Annotated in this window: 15 protein-coding genes; 10 read left to right on the top strand and 5 right to left on the bottom strand. The window is 68.6% G+C overall.

Going from position 1 to position 17144, the window contains the following annotated elements; genetic code table 11:
* Positions 1-265: 265 nt before the first annotated feature.
* The 3 genes from MOQ72_RS03095 to MOQ72_RS03085 are packed head-to-tail and all read left to right on the top strand — an operon-like array spanning position 266 to position 3010.
* Positions 266-1477: a CaiB/BaiF CoA transferase family protein gene (locus MOQ72_RS03095; protein WP_242180426.1), complete on the top strand. Its 1212-nt coding sequence runs from the start codon at positions 266-268 to the stop codon at positions 1475-1477.
* A 4-nt stretch (positions 1478-1481) separates the two neighbouring features.
* Positions 1482-2375 (top strand): hydroxymethylglutaryl-CoA lyase, encoded by an 894-nt coding sequence (locus MOQ72_RS03090; protein WP_242180425.1) that lies wholly within the window; start codon positions 1482-1484, stop codon positions 2373-2375.
* A 2-nt stretch (positions 2376-2377) separates the two neighbouring features.
* Positions 2378-3010: an IclR family transcriptional regulator gene (locus MOQ72_RS03085; protein WP_242180424.1), complete on the top strand. Its 633-nt coding sequence runs from the start codon at positions 2378-2380 to the stop codon at positions 3008-3010.
* 144 nt (positions 3011-3154) lie between these two features.
* Here MOQ72_RS03085 and MOQ72_RS03080 read toward each other — a convergent pair whose 3' ends face one another.
* On the bottom strand, positions 3155-4780 hold the full coding sequence (locus tag MOQ72_RS03080; RefSeq protein WP_242180423.1) for an AMP-binding protein: 1626 nt from the start codon (positions 4778-4780) through the stop codon (positions 3155-3157).
* Positions 4781-4956: 176 nt separating this feature from the next.
* Between MOQ72_RS03080 and MOQ72_RS03075 the strand changes: the two genes are divergently transcribed.
* Positions 4957-5784 (top strand): enoyl-CoA hydratase family protein, encoded by an 828-nt coding sequence (locus MOQ72_RS03075; protein ID WP_242180422.1) that lies wholly within the window; start codon positions 4957-4959, stop codon positions 5782-5784.
* A gap of 350 nt (positions 5785-6134) precedes the next feature.
* On the opposite strand, the gene MOQ72_RS03070 is transcribed toward MOQ72_RS03075, so the two are convergent.
* Both MOQ72_RS03070 and MOQ72_RS03065 read right to left on the bottom strand, forming a co-directional pair.
* Positions 6135-7265, bottom strand: coding sequence for an acyl-CoA dehydrogenase family protein (locus MOQ72_RS03070; RefSeq protein WP_242180421.1), 1131 nt, complete (start codon positions 7263-7265; stop codon positions 6135-6137).
* Complete coding sequence (locus MOQ72_RS03065) at positions 7262-9625, bottom strand: bifunctional salicylyl-CoA 5-hydroxylase/oxidoreductase (protein ID WP_242180420.1); 2364 nt, start codon at positions 9623-9625, stop codon at positions 7262-7264. The genes MOQ72_RS03070 and MOQ72_RS03065 overlap by 4 nt, the downstream gene beginning before the upstream one ends.
* Before the next feature lie 82 nt (positions 9626-9707).
* Between MOQ72_RS03065 and MOQ72_RS03060 the strand changes: the two genes are divergently transcribed.
* Together MOQ72_RS03060 and MOQ72_RS03055 are read left to right on the top strand one after the other, a co-directional pair.
* Positions 9708-10463 (top strand): SDR family NAD(P)-dependent oxidoreductase, encoded by a 756-nt coding sequence (locus MOQ72_RS03060; protein ID WP_242180419.1) that lies wholly within the window; start codon positions 9708-9710, stop codon positions 10461-10463.
* Positions 10460-10864 (top strand): RidA family protein, encoded by a 405-nt coding sequence (locus MOQ72_RS03055; RefSeq protein WP_242180418.1) that lies wholly within the window; start codon positions 10460-10462, stop codon positions 10862-10864. Before MOQ72_RS03060 ends, MOQ72_RS03055 begins: the two co-directional genes overlap by 4 nt.
* 3 nt (positions 10865-10867) lie before the next feature.
* Here MOQ72_RS03055 and MOQ72_RS03050 read toward each other — a convergent pair whose 3' ends face one another.
* Positions 10868-11719 (bottom strand): PaaX family transcriptional regulator, encoded by an 852-nt coding sequence (locus tag MOQ72_RS03050; RefSeq protein ID WP_372495274.1) that lies wholly within the window; start codon positions 11717-11719, stop codon positions 10868-10870.
* A 173-nt stretch (positions 11720-11892) separates the two neighbouring features.
* Between MOQ72_RS03050 and MOQ72_RS03045 the strand changes: the two genes are divergently transcribed.
* On the top strand, positions 11893-12669 hold the full coding sequence (locus MOQ72_RS03045; protein WP_242180417.1) for a cyclase family protein: 777 nt from the start codon (positions 11893-11895) through the stop codon (positions 12667-12669).
* A 48-nt stretch (positions 12670-12717) separates the two neighbouring features.
* Here MOQ72_RS03045 and MOQ72_RS03040 read toward each other — a convergent pair whose 3' ends face one another.
* Entirely contained in the window at positions 12718-13305 is a 588-nt protein-coding gene (locus tag MOQ72_RS03040; protein WP_242180416.1) for a TetR/AcrR family transcriptional regulator, read from the bottom strand.
* 229 nt (positions 13306-13534) lie between these two features.
* Here MOQ72_RS03040 and MOQ72_RS03035 point away from each other — a divergent pair, with 229 nt between their 5' ends.
* The 3 genes from MOQ72_RS03035 to MOQ72_RS03025 are packed head-to-tail and all read left to right on the top strand — an operon-like array spanning position 13535 to position 17104.
* Positions 13535-13987 carry a (2Fe-2S)-binding protein gene (locus tag MOQ72_RS03035; protein ID WP_242180415.1) on the top strand — a complete coding sequence of 151 codons (453 nt, stop codon included), beginning with the start codon at positions 13535-13537 and terminating at the stop codon, positions 13985-13987.
* Positions 13974-14936, top strand: coding sequence for an FAD binding domain-containing protein (locus MOQ72_RS03030; protein ID WP_242180414.1), 963 nt, complete (start codon positions 13974-13976; stop codon positions 14934-14936). The genes MOQ72_RS03035 and MOQ72_RS03030 overlap by 14 nt, the downstream gene beginning before the upstream one ends.
* Positions 14933-17104, top strand: coding sequence for a xanthine dehydrogenase family protein molybdopterin-binding subunit (locus MOQ72_RS03025; protein WP_242180413.1), 2172 nt, complete (start codon positions 14933-14935; stop codon positions 17102-17104). The genes MOQ72_RS03030 and MOQ72_RS03025 overlap by 4 nt, the downstream gene beginning before the upstream one ends.
* Positions 17105-17144: the final 40 nt, after the last annotated feature.

The following is a 17144-nucleotide window of genomic DNA, read 5'->3' as shown; positions in this document are numbered from 1 at the left end:
TGCCAGCAGCGCTTTTCCGCTCAGGCAGGTTGTGCCCACCTGGCGGCGACGAAGACGGACCGGCGAAGTCTACCCGTAATCGTTGCGCGGTCAAGATCTTGTTAATCCTGGTCCGAGCGGATACTTTACCGACTTGCCGAATAGAGGCATAGATTTCCCAAATATTGATAAAGCAGGGCTTGCGAAGACGGACTCCGCATCGACCTGCGGACCCCCGGTGACCACGTCACCACTGGAAGTGCCCGTGACAACAGGAGAGGTTGCGATGGCGCCCAATGGGCAGGGCCCCCTGACCGGGGTCCGGGTCGTCGAGCTCGGCAACTTCATCGCGGCCCCGACCGCGGGTCGGATCCTCGCCGAGTTCGGCGCCGACGTCATCAAGATCGAACGCCCCGGTACCGGCGACGAGCTGCGCAGTTGGCGGTTGCACGGCGGCGACGTGTCGTTGCTGTTCCGCACCATGGCGCGCAACAAGCGCTCGGTGACCCTCGACCTGCGCTCCGAACAGGGCCAGGACGTCGCGCGGAAGCTGATCGCCGGGGCGGACGTCGTGCTGGAGAACTTCCGGCCCGGCACGCTGGAGAAGTGGGGCCTCGGCCCGGTGGAGATCCGCGAGATCAACCCGGCGGCCGTGCTGGTGCGGATCTCCGGTTTCGGCCAGACCGGTCCGTACCGGGGACGCCCCGGCTTCGGTGGTGTCGCCGAGGCGTACGGCGGGGTGCGGCACCTGACCGGATATCCGGGCATGCCGCCGGTGCGCACCGGGGTCAGCCTCGCTGATTCGGTCGCCGGTCTGTACGCGGTCATCGGCGCCCTGATGGGGCTGTTGCACCGCCGTGCGGGCCAGCCGGGCGAGACCGTGGACGTAGCGCTCTACGAGGCGGTCTACTCGCTGATGGAGTCCTCGATCCCCGACTTCGACGCCTTCGGCGTCACCCGGGAAGCCACCGGGGCGACCATGCCCGGCGTGGCGCCGTCGAACACCTACCGCTGCGCCGACGGCAAATATGTGGTGGTCGGTGGCAACAACAACGCCATCTACGCCCGACTGATGACGCTGATCGGCCGGGCCGATCTGGCCGATGACCCCGCATTGCAGACGAACGTGGGCCGGGTCGCGCGCAGTGCCGAGATCGACGAGGCGATCAGTTCCTGGACCGAGAACTTGGACAGTTCTCGTGTCCTGGAACTGCTCGCGGAATCCTCGGTGCCCAGCGGGCCGATCTACGACGTGCCGGACATCGTCGCCGACCCGCATTTCGCGGCTCGCGGCATGCACGAACGCCATCCGGTGCGCATCGAGGGGGACCAGACCCGCGAGGTGCTGTTTCCCGGTATCGTCCCGAAGCTCACCGAGGAGCCGGGCGGTACCCGTTGGCTGGGGCCGGAATTGGGTGCGCACACCGACGAAGTGCTGGCCGAGCTTGGGCTTTCGCCAGCGGACACCGCCGAACTGCGGGCTGGAGGAGTGATCTGAATTGGTGCTCATCACCGAGGTGTCGCTGCGCGACGGACTGCAGATCGAGCCGGTGATCGTGCCGACCGCCGACAAGCTGCGCTTTGGGAAGTTGCTGGTGGACGCCGGTTTCCAGCACCTGGAGATCGGTTCGTTCGTCAATCCCGCGCGAGTGGCGACGATGGCCGACACCGCCGAGGTCGTCGCCGGGCTGGCCGACCAACCGGCCACCTGCCACACGCTCGTGCTCAACGAGCGGGGTGCGCAGCGGGCGGTGGAAGCGGGCGCGAAGCACGTGCGGCTGGTGATGTCGGCCAGCGAGGGCCACAGCCAGTCCAATTCCGGTGTCGGCACGGCGGATGCGATGCAGCGCCTCGCGCGCGCCGCCGAGATCTTGCACGATGCGGGAATCCGCACCGAGGGCTGCATCGCCACCGCGTTCGTCTGCCCCTTCGACGGTGACACCCCGGTGGAGCGGGTGGTTCGGGTCGCTCGGCACTACGCGGACATCGGCGTCGACGTCCTGCACCTCGCCGACACCATCGGCGCGGCCTCACCTCGCGACATCAACCGCGCGATCACTGCCGTGCGCGACGTGTTCCCGGTCGAACGGATCGGTCTGCACCTGCACAGCACCTACGGCATGGCCGACGCGAATGCCTGGGAGGCGTACCGGTGCGGCATCCGCCGCTTCGACGCGGCGCTCGGCGGGCTGGGCGGCTGCCCGTTCGCGCCGGGCGCGACCGGCAACATCGCGGCCGACGACCTGATCCACCTGTTCCACCGGGAAGGCGTCGACACCGGAGTCGACGTCACCAAGCTCGGCGCGCTGCGCGATCAGCTGGCCGAACTGGTCGGGCACGCATTGCCGTCCGCGCTGGCGAAGGTCCCCGCCGCGCCCGCCCCGGTCCGGCGATAACCATGCCGGAACCGTTCACCACCGGAGTCGGCGTGCTGGACCGCTCGGTGGCCATCTTGGACTGCGTCGAGCGACAGCCGATGGGCACCAGCGAGCTGGCCAGAACGCTCGGTCTCACGGTGTCCACCGCGCACCGGCTGGCGAGCGCCCTGGTCGCGCACGGCCTGCTGCGCCGCGACGCCTCCGGCTGCTTCCACCTGGGCTCGCGCTTCGCGACCTCGGCCCTCGCCGAAGCGGCGCGCCCGGTACTGGCCGAACTGTGCGCAACGGCCGGGGAATCGGTGCAGCTGTGGGTGCGGCGCGCAGACCACCGGTTGTGCGTCGTGAGCGTCGAGTCGCCGGAGGAACTGCGCGCCAGCCAGCCGGTGGGCACCCTCAACCCGCTCCCGCACGGCTCGTCCGGCCAAGTGCTGCTCGGCGAACGGAATCCGGACGGCTACGACTGGGTGGAGAGCATGCAGGCGCGGGCGCCGGGTGTCGGCTCGGTCAGCGCGCCGGTGCGCCTGCACGGCGACACCATCGCCGCGGTGTGCCTTTCGGCCCCGATACAGCGACTCCAACCCAGCCCCGGCCAACGCTTCGGAGCCCAGGTCGTCGCGGCGGCGGCCCGGATCCAGTCCGCCCTCGACAGCTAGGGACCGTTTGAGGAGGGGTGGGGGGGGGGGGGGGCGCGGCCCCCCCGGGGGGGGGGCACCCCCCCCCCCCCCCCCCCCCCCCCCCCCCCCCCCCCCCCCCCCCCCCCCCGGCGAGCCAGGGGCGAGGCCGGGCGACTGCGCCGGTCAGGCTCGGGCTCGTTCGCGGAGGACGAATCGCTGGAGCTTGCCGTTGCTGGTTCGCGGTAGGGCTTCGAGGAACTCGATCGCGCGCGGGTACTTGTACGGCGCGATCCGCTGCTTGACGAAGTCCTGCAGTTCCGCCGTCTTATCGTCGTCGCCGACCAGGCCGTCGCGCAGCACGATGTATGCCTTGACGATCGTGCCGCGCTCCTCGTCCGGTGCGGCCACGACTGCCGCATCGACCACATCCGGGTGGCCGAGCAGTGCTTCCTCCACCTCGGGTCCGGCGATGTTGTACCCCGACGAGATGATCATGTCGTCGTTGCGCGCTTGGTACCAGAAGTACCCCTCGCCGTCCCGAATGTAGGTGTCGCCGGTGATGTTCCACCCGTGCTGCACGTACTGCTGCTGTCGGGCGTCGTTGAGGTAGCGGCAGCCGGTCGGCCCACGCACCGCTAGTCGGCCGGGCGCTCCATCAGGTACCGGCGTTCCGTCGTCATCGATGACCGCTGCCTCGAATCCGGGCACCACCCTGCCCGTGGCGCCTGGTCGGATGTCGTCGTCGGCGGCCGAGATGTAGATGTGCAGCAGCTCGGTTCCACCGATCCCGTTGATGATCTTGATGCCGGTCCGGCGGTGGAATTCCTCCCACACCTCCTTGGGCAGGTGTTCCCCGGCCGACACGCAGCGCCGCAGGCTCACCAGATCCTTTCCCCGGTCCGCCGACAACAGTGCCTTGTAAGCGGTCGGCGCGGTGAACAGGACCGTGACGCCGTGCTTGGCAATGGCAGCCGCCAACTCGTCCAGGCCCGCCTTCTCCAGCAGCAGCGACGACGCGCCGACGCGCATCGGGAACACCACCAGTCCACCGAGTCCGAAGGTGAAGCCCAGCGGCGGCGTTCCGGTGAACACGTCGTCCGCGTTCGGTTTCAGCACGTACTTGGCGAAGGTGTCCGCATTGGCCAGCACGTCGCGGTGGAAGTGCATGGTCGCTTTGGGTTTTCCGGTGGTTCCGGAGGTCGGCGCCAGCAACACGACATCATCGGCCGCCGTGCGCACCGCGGTGAACTGGCCGCTCTTGGCCGCGCAACGTCGATCGAGGCTCGCCGCCGCGTCGACGCCGTAGGTCGTGGCGGGAACTTTCAGTGCTGTGCCGTCGAGTTCGGCGACGAAGCGGTGGTCGCACAGCGCCAGCGCCGGGCGGGTGAGTTCGATCAGCTGGCTGATTTCGCCGGAGCGCAGCAGCGGCATCGTGGTCACCGCGACGCAACCCGCCTTGATGACGCCGAACCACGTCGCCACCAGCCAGGGATTGTTCGGGCCGCGCAGCAAGACGCGGTTGCCCGGCTGCAGTCCGAAGTCCTCGGTGAGCACTTGCGCGACCTGGTTGGCGCGTAGTTGGAGTTCCCCGTAAGTCCACCGCTCGGTGGGCGTGATCAAGCAGGTCCGGTCCGGTCCCCACCGCGCCACCGCTTCGTCCAGCAGCACCTCCGCGCAGTTGAGGCGTTCCGGATAGGCCAGTTCTGGTAGATCGAAGCGGAACTGCGGCCATTGCTCGCGCGGTGGCAGGCTGTCCCGGGAGAACGTGTCGACATGCCCGGAGACCGATAACTGCGACGAAGGCTGCATGCAGCAGCACTCCCTCCAAGGACGGCAGGGGCGACATGATGCCCCAACTATTCGCCTGATGTGACGACAGTCAACATCTCGCCATACTGTCCGTCAAGCATGTCGCCTTGATAACGGCAGTCAAAAATCGGTGATACTCTCCGCCTCGACCCGGCATTGCAAGGGAGGACGCTGGCATGAGCCCGTTTCGCGGATCGGTCCCGCTCAACGACGAGTGGCAGCACTTCGGCTTCGCGCACGCCGAGGGCGTCGCCACGGTCACCTTCGACCGCCCGGACAAGCTCAACGCGCTCACCTTCGAGGCATATGCAGACCTGCGGGACCTGCTGACCGAGCTGCCTCAGCGCGATGACACCCGAGCGCTCGTGCTGCGCGGCGAGGGCCGGGCGTTCTGCTCCGGCGGCGACGTCAACGAGATCATCGGCGAAACCCTGAAGATGGGCCCCGACCGGCTGCTGGAGTTCACCAAAATGACCGGCGCGGTGATCAGGGCGATGCGGGAGTGCCCGATCCCGATCATCGCGGCGCTGCACGGCATGGCCGCCGGAGCGGGCTCGGTCATCGCACTAGCGGCGGACTTCCGCATCGCGTCCCGCTCGGCGAAGTTCGCCTTCCTGTTCACCAAGGTCGGCCTCTCCGGTGCCGACATGGGCGCGGCCTACCTGCTCCCCCGTCTGGTCGGCCTCGGCCGAGCCACCCAACTGCTGATGCTCGGCGACACCATCACGGCGGAGAAGGCCGAACGCTACGGCTTGGTGAGCGAACTCGTCGAAGACGACGAACTCGACGAAGCGGTGCACACCCTCGCCCGCCGCCTAGCAACAGGTCCGTTCCAGGGCTACGCCCAGACCAAAGAACTGCTCACCCGAGAACTCGACATGAGCCTGTCGGGTGCCCTGGAACTGGAAGCGGTAACCCAAGCACTGCTGATGAAAACGGCGGACTACGCGGAATTCCACGCCGCCTTCAACGCCAAACGCCCCCCGAACTGGCAAGGCCGCTGACCACGGCACGGCACTCAGTCGAAGTCGCCGCCCTTGATGGCGTCGAGGAACGTTGTGCGCGCCAGCGCGTGCTGGGAGAACCTGCATCGTGATCGATGACTGCCCGTTGGAATACGCGGTGTTTCGGGATGAGATCGAGTTTCGGGCAGGCGACAGTTGCGATGGGGTTGATCTCGTCTTCACCGAACGAGGTCTGGCGAACTTGCTTGCGGAAGGCGCAGACGCACCGCGCGAGGTACACACCGCACGCGAGAACTCCCCAGCCTGCTGAGCGCGAGCGACACTGCCGAAGCAGGTGAGGGGCACCTGTGACCAAGTAACTGGGTCACAGGTGCCCCTCACCCGGGGCTTCAGCCGTAGAGAGTGCGGGCGATTATGGTGCGTTGGACTTCTGAGGCTCCTTCGTAGATTCGGGGGGCTCGGACTTCTCGGTAGAGGTGTTCCAGGAGGTGGCCCTTTCGCAGGGCTAGGGCTCCGTGGATCTGGACCGCCGCGTCGACCACGGACTGGGCCGTTTCCGTCGCGAAGAGCTTCGCCATCGCCGAGCGCGCCGCCAGGTTCCGCTCTCCGGCGTCGTAGGCCGCTGCCGCCGAGTACACCAGCAGGCGCGCCGCTTCCGTTCGGGTGGCCATTTCGGCTAGCGGATGCGACACGGCCTGCAGGTCTTTCAGCGGTCCGCCGAATGCCTGGCGCGACGCGGCGTGTTCGACCGCAGCGTCCAGCGCCGCTTGCGCCATGCCCACCGCGAACGCACCCACGCTCGGGCGGAACAGGTCGAGGGTTCGCATCGCCACCCGGAATCCCCGGTCCGGCTCCCCCAACAGCTCCGCCCGGTGCACCTGGACCCCGTCGAAGGTCAACCGGCCGATAGGATGCGGACTGATCATGTCCAGGTGTTCTCCGGACAGCCCGGCGCGCTCGGCGGGGACGACGAACGCGCTCACTCCCCTGGCCCCCGCGCCTGCGGTGGTACGGGCGAAAACCGTGTAGAAGTCGGCTTCCGGGGCGTTGGAGATCCAAATCTTCTCGCCGGTCAGGCGCCAGCCGTCACCGTCCGGTTCGGCGGCCAGCCCCAGCGCTGCCGCGTCGGATCCTGCCTCGGGTTCGGTCAGCGCGAACGCCGCGACCGCGTCACCCGCGGCCACGGCGGGAATCCACCGCCGCACCTGTTCGTCCTGGCCGGACTGCAACACCGGGTAGCTGCCCAACCCTTGCAACGCCAATGCGGTTTCGGCTTCGGTGCTCACGCGCGCCAGCGACTCGCGCAGCAGGCAGAGGTCCAACGAGGCGGCCTCGCGCGACACCGAACCGCCGGGAAACAGCCGAGCCAGCAGCCCCAAATCCCCCATCGCCTTGATCAGCTCCCGGTTCACCGTGCCCGGCGCACCGGCCGCCACGACGGGCCGAAGCTGCTCGGCACCCACCCGGCCGACCCATGCGGCGAACTCGCGCTGCTGCGCGCTGAGTGCGAACGTGCTCATTTCGTCCCTTCCGACGGGTTCCAACGCGCGTGGGCGGTGCCCGAGCCGCCGCTGCGGATGAGTTCCAGGCGGGGCTTCGGACCGTCGGTGCGCCCGAGCTGCGGCTTGCGCCGCCCGGCCCGGAACGGCTTCGGCCACACAGCGCCGGGGCCGTCGTAGTCCTGTTCCACCGCCGCGTGCAGCGTCCACTGTGGATCGTAGAGGTGGGTTCGGCCGACCGCGCACAGATCGGCTCGACCGGCCAGGATCAGCGAATTGACGTCGTCGTAGGAGGAAATCGCACCGACCGCGATCACCGCGATGTCGTAGTCGCGTCCCACCTCGTTGCGGATCCGGTCCGCGAACGGCGTCTGGTAGCTGCGCCCGAACGCTGGACGCTCCGCCTTGACCACCTGTCCGGTGGAAACGTCGATCCCGGCCGCGCCGTGTTCGGCGAACGCGCGGGCGACGCGCACCGCCTCGTCCGCGTCCACGCCGCCCTCGTGCCAATCGGTGGCCGAGATCCGCACCGTCAGCGGCCGGTCACGCGGCCACACCTCGCGGACCGCGTCGAACACCTCCAGCGGGAACCGCAGCCGGTTGGCCAACGAGCCGCCGTAGTCGTCGGTTCGGTGGTTGGCCAGCGGTGAGATGAACGACGACAGCAGGTAGCCGTGGGCGCAGTGCAGTTCCAGCACGTCGAAACCGACTCGCGCGGCCGCCTGCGCGGCGGCGACGAACTGCTGCTTGATCTCGGTGAGATCCGCCACGGTCAACTCGCGCGGCGTCTGGTTGCGCTCCGAGTACGGCACCGGGGAAGGTCCGACGACCTCCCAGTTGCCTTCCTCCAGCGGGTCGTCCATGCCCTCCCACATCAGCTTCGTCGAGCCCTTGCGGCCGGAATGGCCCAGCTGGATGCCGATCTTCGCGGCGCTGTTGCCGTGCACGAAATCCACCACCCGACGCCACCCGGCTTCCTGCTCCGGGGTGCACAGGCACGCGCAGCCAGGCGTGATGCGTCCCTGCTCGGACACGCACACCATTTCGGTCATCACCAGTCCCGCGCCGCCGAGCGCCTTGCCGCCGAGGTGCACCAGGTGGAATTCGCCGGGCACGCCGTCGGTGGCGCAGTACATGTCCATCGGCGACACGACGACCCGATTGTTCAACTCCAGGGGGCCGAGCCGGACCGGCTGGAACATCGGCGGCCGGACCTCGCCCTGCCCGGCGAACCAGGTGTCGATCCCGGCGACGAACTCCGGGTCGCGCAGCCGCAGGTTGTCGTAGGTGACCCGGCGGCTGCGGGTGAGCAGGTTGAAGGCGAACTGCTCGGGTTCCTGGTGGACGTACTGGCCGATGTTCTCGAACCACTCCAGGCTGGCTTGCGCAGCGCGTTGGGTGGAGGCCACCACCGGCCGCCGCTCCGTCTCGTAGGATTCCAGCGCTCTGTGGATCGTGGCCTGCTCGTGCAGGCAGGCGGCCAGCGCGAGCGCGTCCTCCATCGCCAGTTTCGTGCCCGAGCCGATGGAGAAGTGCGCGGTGTGCGCCGCGTCGCCCAGCAGCACGACGTTGCCGCGCCGCCACGACTCGCAGCGCACCGTCCGGAAGTTCAGCCACTTCGAGTTGTTGCCGACGACCTCGTGCCCGGCGAGCGCGTCGGCGAACAGCTCGCGGATCAATTCGATCGACTTCTCGTCGCTGTCGCCGGGCCGGGTTGACGCCGAGGCGGCGAAGTCCGCGAATCCGGCCCGCTGCCAGACGTCCTCGTGCAGCTCGATGATGAAGGTGCTGGCATCCCGGCTGTAGGGGTAGCCGTGCAGCTGCATGATGCCGTACGGCGTGTCCTGGACGACGAATTTGAACGCGTCGAAGACCAGGTCGGTCCCAAGCCAGATGTACTTGCACCGCCCGGTTTCCACGCCGGGACCGAACGTTTCCGGATACCGGTCGCGGACCGGCGAGTTCACGCCGTCCGCGACGACCACCAGGTCGTGGTCGGCGGCCAGTTCCTCGACGTCCGGCGCCTCGACGCGGAAGTGCAGTGCCACGCCCAACTCGCGGCACCTGTCCTGCAGGATGCGCAGCAACCGCTTGCGGCTCATCGCGGCGAAGCCGTGCCCACCGGAGGTGAACACGGTGCCCCGGTGGTGCACGTCGATGTCGTCCCACCTGGCGAAATCCCGTTGCATGGCTTGGAAGATCCCGACATCGGCATGTTCGATCCCGCCCAGTGTCTCGTCGGAGAAAACCACGCCGAACCCGAAGGCGTCGTCCGGGGAGTTGCGCTCCCACAACGTGATCTCGTGCTCCGGGCCGAGCTGCCGCAGCAGTGCGGAGAAGTACAAACCGCCTGGACCGCCACCGATGACCGCGACGCGCACCGCGCACTCCTTCCGTCGCCTCCCACCCTCGGCAGGGTATGCCGCATTGCGCACGACCGTCAATTATACGTAATATCGCCGCGTGACGACGAGAAACTGCCTGGTCACCGGAGCCAGTCGCGGCATCGGGCGCGCCATCGCGCAGCGGCTTTCCGAATCCGGCAACCGGGTCGCCCTCACCGCGCGCAATGCCGAGGCACTCGCCGCGGTCGCCGCGGAACTGCCCGCGGCGACCCTCGACCTGCCCGCCGACCTGGCCGATGAGCACGCTCCGGACTGGGTTTTCGGCGCCGTGGAACGTCAGTGGGGGCCGGTCGAGGTGCTCGTGCTCAACGCGGGCACGGCCACCTCGGCGCCGCTGGTCGCGACCACCGATGACGACTGGGACCGTGCGCTGGAGATCAACCTGACCGCGCCGTTCCGCTTCCTGCGCCGCGCGGTTCCAGCGATGGTCGAGCGCGGCTTCGGTCGAATCGTGGTGATCGCCTCGATGGCCGCCAAGCGCGGCGACCCGTACGTCAGCGCCTACACCGCGAGCAAGCACGGCGTGCTCGGGTTGGTGCGATCAGCCGCCGCGGAGTTGGCCAGGACCGGCGTCACGGTCAACGCCGTGTGCCCTGGTTTCGTCGACACACCGATGACCGAGCGCAGCATCGACAACATCGCCGCCAAGACCGGACGCAGCGCGGAGCAAGCCCGCAGCGCATTGCGGAACCGGCAGCCGATCGGCCGGTTGATCAGCCCGGAGGAGGTCGCCGACGTCGTGGAGCTCTGCCTGCGCAACGCGGCGATCAGCGGACAAGGGATCACTGTGGACGGAGGAGCGGTTCAATCGTGACCATCCAACGGATCAACCCCGAAGGGCTCGCCCGACCGGCGGGCTTCGCCCACGCTGTCGTCGCCGACGACTGCCGCCTGGTGTTCCTCGCCGGGCAAACCGCGCTCGATTCAGCCGGGAAGATCGTCGGCGACGGCATCGTCGCGCAATTCGAACAGGCCCTGGGCAACATCCTCAGCGCACTACGCGCCGCTGGCGGCAGCCCGGAGCAGTTTACCGAGCTGACGATCTACCTCGTGGACGTGGACGCCTACCGCGAGCACGCCGGGGAAATCGGCGCGGTGTGGCGCAAGCTCATCGGTCGGCACTACCCGGCGATGGCCGCTATCGGTGTCACCCGCCTCTGGGACGCCGATGCGCTGGTCGAGGTCAAGGGCACCGCGGCGATCCCGAAGTCGTGAGCGTCACGACCGCGAGGTGACGGTCTCGACGTGGTCGTGGGCCTGCTGCTCCAGACAGGACTTGAGGGTGAAGAACAACTCCGCGGCCACCGCCCCGTTCCAGTCCGCGGGCAGCAGTTCGGCGGGTAGACCGGGGTCCAGGTAGGGCAGCTGCCGCCAGTCGGTCAGCACCCGCACGTAGTCGGCGAACGCCTCCGGACCGCGCGGCGCGCGGCGGCGGCGCCACCGCTGCGCAACCGGCCGGTGCACCCCGATGAATTCGCCGTAGAGCGCCTGCAACTGATCGAGGTCCCACCACTGCGACACCTTGGTCCGCAGATCGCCGAAAGCGAGGTGCTCGGCGTGGAACAGGTCGGCGTAGCCGTCCAGCTCGTAGCGCCGCAGGACGCTGGAGGCCGCGTCCCGCAGGTTCGCCGGTGCGATCCACACGCCCGGCGCGGCGGTGCCGAATCCGAGCCGGGTCAGCTGGGTGCGCAGCACGTGCCGCTTCTGCCGTTCGGACTCCGGCACCGAGAACACCGCCAGCACCCACCCGTCGGCCAGCGTGGCGCGCTCCCGGCGGAAGATCCGCTCGTCGCCCTCCCGCAAGATCTCCAGCGCCGCACCGGACAATTCGTAACCCGCCGCACCGCCGCGCCGCTCAGCGAGCAGGATGCCGCGCCGCTTCAGCCGGGAGATCGACGAGCGGACCGCTGGCTCGTCCACGCCGAGGTCCGCGAGCAGCCGCACCAGCGACGCCACCGACAGCCAGCCACCGGACTCCCGCGCGTACAGGCCGTAGACGGTCACGATCAGCTGCCGGGGCTGCACGCCGCGTCCGGTCAGCTCACCGACCACCGCGTCATCCGTCATCATGTCCGTCGTCACGCGAGCACGATAACAGCGGCCGGACCGCGCGGCCCCGACCAGATCCACATTGGCGTCGCCTGATCTGGTGCTGTGCAGCCGAAATCGTCGTACGTTGGCAGGCCCACGACGGCCAAGTAGGATCCGCACGTTTCCACCATCCGGACCTGGGAGGCACCAAGGTGGCCGTCCTCACCGAACTCCTGCGGGCTCTGACGTCCGGGCGCATCAGCGTCATCGACCTCACCGCGCGCCTGACCCCCGAAGTGCCCGTGCTGCAACTGCCGGAGCCGTTCGCGAACACCATCGGCTTCCAGTTGGAGGAGATCAGCCGGTTCGACGACCGCGGACCTGCCTGGTACTGGAACAACATCCACACCGGCGAGCACACCGGAACCCACTTCGACGCGCCGGTGCACTGGATCACCGGACGCGACGGGCTCGACATCGCCTCGGTCCCGCCGCGCCAGCTCATCGGTCCGGCGGTCGTCCTGGACTTCGCCGCGCAGGTCGCCGACGATCCCGACTTCCTGCTGGAGATCGACCACATCCGCGACTGGGAGCGAACCCACGGCCCGCTGCCCGCGGACGGTTGGCTGCTGCTGCGCACCGGCTGGGACACCCGCAGCGGCGACCAGGACGAGTTCCTCAACGCCGACGAGAACGGCTCCCACACACCGGGAATCGCACCGGAATGCGCCCGCTGGCTGGCCGAGGAGACCTCGCTGCTGGGCATCGGGGTGGAGACCGTCGGCACCGACGCCGGACTGGCGCCCACCTTCGAACCGGCCTTCCCGTGCCATTCGCTGCTGCTCGGCGCTGGCAAGTACGGCCTGACCCAGCTGCAGAACCTGGCCCTGCTGCCGCCCACCGGTGCGGTGCTGATCGCCTCCCCGCTGCCGATCGCGGGCGGCTCGGGCAGCCCCACCAGGGTTCTGGCCCTAGTCGAACAGGACTGACGCCGCTTCGGCGTCGATCTTGCCGTTCAGCTCGAACGGTCGACCGGCTCAGCTTTTCGGGCAGCACTTCTCCGTGCACATGCCTTGCCACAGCAGGTCGGTGAGGCTCGCGGTCTGGCTCCGCCAGTCGCCGTTCGGGTCGAGGTACAACAGGCCGCCCAGCCCACGCAGCACCGTCTCCGGTTCCAGGCCAGCACGGACCGTTCCGGCCTCGACGTTGGCGTCCAGCAGCGCGGCGACCGCGCCGATCATGGCCTGGTAGGCGCTCGCGGGCAGTTCCCCGCGGGACGCCGTCGCAGCGCTGAGGGCGTTGGCGAGCCCGCGCTTGGTCATCATGTAGCGAGCTAGGTGATCGGTCGTCCAGATCCGGAAAGCCCGTTCCGGGGTGTGCGCCTTGAGCAGGCTCGGCACGACATCGACGAGGTGTCGCACCTCACGCTGGTACACCGCCAGGATCAGCGCTTCTGGAGTGGGGAAGTGCCGGTAGACCGTGCCGACCCCCACCCCGGCCTGCTTCGCGATGGCGTTGAACGAGACCTGGCCCGACGTGGCCAGCGACTCCGCCGCCGCGACGAGGATGCGCTCGTGGTTGCGCCGGGTGTCCGCGCGTCGAGGGCTCACCGATCCCGTCGTCATCGTCCCTCCCGGTTGTCCGCGTCGACCTTGGTGAAATGTAATGCAAAACCGGCTGGACCTGGAGCAACCCCGGGGGTGAGAACATTCATTGCGAAGCGGATAAGAATCCGCTAGCCTCGGCCAAGCGGATGAATATCCGGTACCGCTCTGCGGCGGACTCGACGTAATCCCACCACGACAACCATGCCGCCAGGCCGTTCCAGAGGACGATCGGCGGGGAAGAGATCCAGTGGACATCTCACTCGAAATCAATGGTAGGACAGAACAGCTGAGTGTCGATCCCGGTGTGACGCTGCTCGACGCGTTGCGGGAACAGCTCGCCATCACCGGCCCGAAGAAGGGCTGCGACCGGGGCCAGTGCGGCGCCTGCACCGTGCACGTCGGCGGCAGGCCCGTGCTTTCGTGCCTCACTCTGGCCGCCACCGTGCAGCAGCCGGTGACCACGGTGGAAGGACTGTCCGCGGACGACCAGTTGCACCCGGTCCAGCAGGCGTTCGTCGACCAGGACGCCCTGCAGTGCGGGTTCTGCACGTCCGGGCAGGTCATGTCGGCGGTCGCCGCGGTCGAACAGGGCGTCGAGGACGTCCGGGAGTTCATGTCCGGCAACATCTGCCGCTGCGCGGCCTATCCGAACATCGTCGCGGCAGTCGAACAAGCGAGGCGGGTCGATGCGTCCCTTTGAACTAACGGCACCCGCGACCGTCGAAGCGGCACTCGCCTCCCCCGGCTCCTTCCTGGCTGGCGGGACCACCCTGGTAGACCTGATGAAGCTCAATGTCCTGACGCCGCAACACGTCCTGGACATCAACGGGCTGCCGTTGCGCGGCATCGACACCAGCGACGGGCTGCGGATCGGCGCGTTGGAGCGGATGGGCGACATCGCGGAGCACCCCGGTGTGTACCCGGCGATCTCGCGCGCCTTGCTGCTGAGCGCTTCCCAGCAGCTGCGGAACATGGCCAGCATCGGCGGGAACCTGTTGCAGCGCACCCGCTGCACGTATTTCCGCGATGTCGCCATGCCGTGCAACAAGCGGGAACCCGGCAGCGGCTGCTCCGCGATCTCGGGGGCCAACCGGATGCACGCCGTGCTGGGCACGAGCGACTCGTGCGTGGCGACGCACGCCAGTGACGTGGCTGTCGCCCTCACCGCACTCGACGCGGAGATCGAACTGCTCAGCGCGCCAGGAAGCCGCACCGTCAAGCTGGCCGACTTCTACCGCCTGCCGGGTGGCACTCCCGAGGTGGAGAACGACCTGCGCCCCGGCGAGCTGATCACCGAGGTGCGGGTCCCACGGCTGGACTGGGCGTCGAACTCCACCTACGTCAAGGTGCGGGATCGGCAGTCCTACGAGTTCGCGTTGTGCTCGGCCGCGGTCGCGCTGCACATCCAGGACTCGCGCATCGTCGACGCTCGGGTGGCGGTTGGTGGCGTGGCCACCGTGCCGTGGCGGCTGGCAGCGGTCGAGGACGCCTTGCGCGGTGCGCCAGCGACCCTGGAGTCCTTCGAGGAGGCCGCGTCCGCGGCGGCCGATGGCGCCAGGCCGTTGTCCGCGAACGGTTTCAAGGTGTCCCTGCTGAAGCGGACCGTTGTCCGCGCACTGCTCGAACTGACCGAGGGGAGCCATTCATGACGAGCAGGCTGGACGGCCCGCTGAAAGTCACCGGACAGGCGAAGTACGGGGCGGACAACAACTTCCCCGGTATGGCCTACGGGTACGTCGTGCTCAGCACGATCGCCCACGGCGAGATCGCAGCCATGGACGTCACAGCGGCGAACAGCGCTCCCGGTGTGATCGGCGTGTACTCGCCGTTCGACCCGCTGGAGCTGCGCAGGCCGAGTTCCCCGCTCTTCGGTGAAACGTGGGTTCCCCTGCAGGACAAGGAAGTCACCTACTACGGCCAGCCGATCGGGTTCGTAGTGGCGGAGACCTTCGAACAGGCACGGGACGCGGCCATGCTCATCGAGGTCGCGTACCACCAACGGCCAGCTTTGACCTCCCTGGAGGACGGTCTCGCCTCGGCCGAGGACGCGCCGCCCGTGGCTCGGGAAGAACCCCCGTCCCTGGAAGTCCTCGCGGACGGTGTCGAGTCCATTGAGGACGCGCTGGCGGCGAGTCCGGTGGTCGTCGAGGCGACCTACACCACCGCTACCCAGAACCACGCCGCGATGGAGCCGCATTCCGCGGTCGCGGTGTGGGACGCCGACGGCCTGACCGTCTACAGCGGAAACCAAGGGGCGAACCTCCAGGCTGCGGAGCTGGCCGCGGCGCTGGACGTGGACCCGGCCTCGGTCCACTCGGTGAATCCCTTCGTGGGCGGGGCTTTCGGCGGCAAAGCCCGCACCTCCGCGCCAGCGTTCCTGGCAGCGGCTGCGGCCAAGGCCCTCGACCGGCCGGTCAAGGCCGCGCTCACCCGCGAACAGGTCTTCAGCGCGACCGCGGGCCGCGCCGCGACGTTGCAGAAGATCTTGTTGGGCGCGGACACCGACGGCACGCTGATCGCACTGCGCCACGACTCGTGGTGCAGCACGGCAGCGGACCGGTCGTTCGTCGAACCGACCTCGCACGGCACCTCGCGGGAGTGGTACGCCACCCAGAACCTGGCCATCAGCCAGAAGATGGTGCCGCTGAACATCCCGCCGACCACGTTCATGCGAGCGCCGGGTGAGGCGCCCGGATCCTTCGCGCTGGAGAGCGCGATCGACGAGCTGGCGGTCCGGCTGAACATGGATCCGATCGAGCTGCGCATGCGGAACAACTCGACCGCGCCGCCCGGCAAGGACCTCCAGTGGTCCAGCAAACACCTCGACGAGTGCTTCCGCATCGGTGCGGAGCGCTTCGGCTGGGCGAACCGCTCGCCGCAAGGTCACACCGACGGCGACTGGCTCGTCGGGCTCGGCACAGCCACCGCGATGTTCCCCGCCCTGCGATTCCCGGCCACGGTCGAGGTCGTTTTGCAGGCGGACGACACGGCCGTGGTCTCGACCAGCGGGGCTGATCCGGGAACCGGCCTGCTGACCGTGCTTTCCCTGGTGGGTGCGGAATCGCTGGACATCTCGCCGGAGAAGATCACGCCGCGGTTGGGCGACTCGGCGTTCCCACCCGGCGGCATGTCGGGCGGCTCGACCGGTACGGCGAGCGCGGGCACGGCCATCATGATCGCCGCGGCGACGGCGATCGACGATCTGCTGGCCTTGGCGTCCTCTCCAGGCGCGCCGTTCGACGGCATGGAGGTCTCATACGCGGACGGTCGCGTGCTGGCCGAGGGCCAGAGCATGACGTTCGGCGAGGTGCTGCGGGCGGTGAACCGCTCGTCGCTGTCCGCGACTGGCTCGTCGGCCCCCGGCGAGGAGATGACCAAGCACTCGTTCAGTTCGTTCGGTGCCCAGTTCTGCGAGGTCCGCGTGCACCGGTGGACGCGCGAAGCACGGGTGTCCCGGATGCTCGGCGTGTTCGACGCGGGCCGGATCATCAACGACAAAGCGGCTCGCAGCCAGATCATCGGCGGCATGATCTGGGGCGTGTCGGCGGCGCTGCACGAGGGCCTGGAGATCGAGGAGAACGGTCGCCTGGCAAACGGCGATTTCGCGGGCTACCTGCTCCCGGTGAACGCGGACATCCCCGACGTCGGCGTCCACTTCGTCCAGTACCCGGACACGCTGCACAACGCTGTCGGCGCAAGAGGACTGGGCGAAATCGGCACAGTCGGCATGGCGGCAGCCGTCGCCAATGCCGTCTACAACGCCACCGGAATCCGGGTCCGCAACATCCCGATCGTGATCGAGGACCTCCTGGACTAGAAACTATTTCCAGAAGTGGTTTGCGTAGCGGCGCGGGTAG

Source organism: Saccharopolyspora soli (assembly GCF_022678645.1).
Classification (GTDB): domain Bacteria; phylum Actinomycetota; class Actinomycetes; order Mycobacteriales; family Pseudonocardiaceae; genus Saccharopolyspora; species Saccharopolyspora soli.
This window is presented reverse-complemented; position numbering and strand designations above follow the sequence as displayed.